A 2,234-nucleotide genomic window follows, 5' to 3' on the forward strand; every position below is an offset into this window, starting at 1 on the left:
CGGTTCGAGTCCTGGGAGACCTTGGCGAGGATGTCGAACGCCTCGTCGGCGGTGCAGCGGCGTTCGCCCATGATGATGCCCTTGGCCTGTTCGATGACGGCCCGGCTCTGCATGGCGGACTGCATCTGCGCGGCCAGGGTGGCGGTGGTGTCGTACAGGTGGGCGTTGGCCAGGGCGACGGCGGCGTACCCGGCGAACGTCTGGGCGAGCGTGACCGCGTCGTCGTCGAAGGCACCCGGCTTCACGCCGTAGATGTTGAGGGCGCCGGTCACCGACTCCTGGATCGGCAACCCGATCGACAACGAACTGGCGGCCCCCTCGTCTCGGGCCCGAGCGGTCCAGTCCGGCCAGCGGGTCTCGGTCGACATGTCGGGGACCGCCATCGTCGTACTGTTGTGGGCGGCGTCCAGACACGGCCCGTGGCCCTGCTCGTACTGCAACTCGTCCAACTGGAGTGCGAGGGCTCCGGTGAAGGCGGCGGTGTGGTTGTCGCCGCCGCGTACGAGGGTGACGGACACCTCCTCGGCGCCGGGAATCGTTCGCTTGGCCAGTTCGGCGATCTGGCGCAGTACGCCGTCCAGGTCGGTGTCGCCGAGTTTGATCCGGCCGAGTTCGGCGAACGCTTCGGTGGGATCGACGGGCAGCTGGGACATCTGGGGTGGACCCCCTTGCAGCTGACGCACCGCTACGACTGCGGGTTCGACGGTGCTGGCGGGACGGTCCGCAGTCTGGACCGCTGCACGAACCCGGGGAGTCGCATTTCAGGACCCGCGCCGCTGCTTGACGCTGGTTCGCGGCGCCTGATCGGCGTCGGCTACAGATCTCCAGCCTACGCCGGTCTCGCTGACCTCCCGGCGGCGCAGAACAGCGGTGCGGCGGTTCGAGTGGCGGACGGGAATCTCCCGTATTACGGTTGGATCGGGTCAAGCCACGCGCCCGTCCTGTTACGGAACTTTCGGCAGGAGGCGCTGCTCATGACAGGCGGCCCACGCTTCAGCGGATCCCACTTCGACTTCTCCAGGGTGGCGTTCGACGCCCGGCGGACCACGACGGCGCCTGCCGCCCGCCCTGGCATGGACATTCTTCGCGACAGCGCGGGCGTGGAGCCGCCCTTCTTCGTCGCCCGTTATATCGAGCGCACCAACCCGTCCGCGTCCATTTCGGCCGACCGGCTGGTCGTCGTTCCGGCGGGGTATGTCGACATGGACACGGCGCCGGTGTTGGAGTCGGCCCTGGTGAACGCCGTCGACAGCCATCCCGAGGTCTGTTGCGACCTGGCCGCTGCCGGCTTCTTCAGCGCCGCCGGCATAGGGGTCCTCCTCGTCGCGCATGACCGGGCCGGCCGCAGCGGCTCCCGCTTCTCGATCAGAGGCGCACACGGGATCACCCGTCGGGTTCTGCGGATCACCCAGGTGGACCGCCTGCTGGTCGATCTCCGATCAGAACCTCGGCGGGCGACGACCAGACAGCGGGCCGACGCCCACGTGACGACCGACAAGTCAGGATCCGAAGGGTTGAGTAAATCGTGATCAAGACCACTGCGCCACTCCGTGTGGCCAGCACAGCCAGGTCGACGACGACACGGCGGCCGCCCTGCTGACCAGATTCGTCTCCACCGACGCCGACCACCCGAACCGGCCCGACCTCCGGGCGAAGGTCATCCGCCCGTTCCTGCCACTGGCGCGTCACCTGGCGGTCCGCTACCACGGTCGAGGCGAACCGCTCGACGATCTCGTCCAGACAGCGACCATCGGACTGATCAACGCGGTCGACCGGTTCGATCCCAGCCATGGAGTCGACTTCGTCGGCTATGCGGTCCCGACCATCACCGGGGAGATCAAGCGACACTTCCGGGACCGCACCTGGTCCCTACGGGTCCCTCGTACTCTCCAGGAGCGCCGGATCGCGCTGGCCCGGGCAACCCACGCCCTCACAAACCGGCTCGGACGATCGCCGTCCTCGACGAACGAGAACAGAAGATCATCAGCCTCCGCTTCTACGGCAACCTCACCCAGACCCAGATCGCCGAGCGGATCGGTGTCTCCCAGATGCACGTCAGCCGCCTGCTGGCCAAGGCCCTCGCCAAGCTGCGTCCACACCTGGCAGCCTAGACGAGTAGTTCCGAAGTCTGGGGTCGATGTCCGGGCATGAGGAGAGGGCATCCAAGATCATGTTGTGACGCAAGACCTGGACACCCTCTTGACCGCACTGTACGTGAAGATCGACGACATGAT

Annotated in this window: 2 protein-coding genes and 1 pseudogene; 2 read left to right on the forward strand and 1 reads right to left on the reverse strand. The window is 67.2% G+C overall.

What is annotated here, in order from left to right:
- A partial coding sequence (locus I0C86_RS35160) for a GAF and ANTAR domain-containing protein (protein ID WP_196205624.1) occupies positions 1-653 on the reverse strand: 653 nt, incomplete at its 3' end.
- Positions 654-1,022: 369 nt separating this feature from the next.
- Between I0C86_RS35160 and I0C86_RS45280 the strand changes: the two genes are divergently transcribed.
- Both I0C86_RS45280 and I0C86_RS35170 read left to right on the forward strand, forming a co-directional pair.
- On the forward strand, positions 1,023-1,529 hold the full coding sequence (locus I0C86_RS45280; protein ID WP_196205625.1) for an STAS domain-containing protein: 507 nt from the start codon (positions 1,023-1,025) through the stop codon (positions 1,527-1,529).
- Between the two features lie 64 nt (positions 1,530-1,593).
- Positions 1,594-2,111: pseudogene (locus I0C86_RS35170) on the forward strand (sigma-70 family RNA polymerase sigma factor).
- Positions 2,112-2,234: the final 123 nt, after the last annotated feature.

Origin of the sequence: Plantactinospora alkalitolerans, assembly GCF_015690345.1 — a bacterium.
In the GTDB taxonomy this organism is placed as follows: Bacteria; Actinomycetota; Actinomycetes; order Mycobacteriales; family Micromonosporaceae; genus Plantactinospora; species Plantactinospora alkalitolerans.